Source organism: Secundilactobacillus mixtipabuli (assembly GCF_002217925.1).
Lineage (GTDB): Bacteria > Bacillota > Bacilli > Lactobacillales > Lactobacillaceae > Secundilactobacillus > Secundilactobacillus mixtipabuli.
The window spans coordinates 1-241 of the sequence record NZ_BCMF01000064.1; the positions used below are offsets into that span (position 1 = coordinate 1).

A 241-nucleotide genomic window follows, 5' to 3' on the forward strand; every position below is an offset into this window, starting at 1 on the left:
TCATCTTACGATTTTGCAGAAACCTGTGTTTTTGATAAACAGTCGCCTGAGCCTCTTCACTGCGGCTGCACTTGCGTGCAGCACCCCTTCTCCCGAAGTTACGGGGTCATTTTGCCGAGTTCCTTAACGAGAGTTCACTCGCACACCTTAGGATACTCTCCTCGACTACCTGTGTCGGTTTGCGGTACGGGTAGTAAGATACTCACTAGAAGCTTTTCTCGGCAGTGTGACATCAGCCACT

The 241-nt window shown here is 50.2% G+C and carries 1 rRNA gene; it reads right to left on the reverse strand.

What is annotated here, in order from left to right:
* A 23S ribosomal RNA gene (locus tag IWT5_RS12015) occupies positions 1-241 on the reverse strand; the annotation flags it as partial.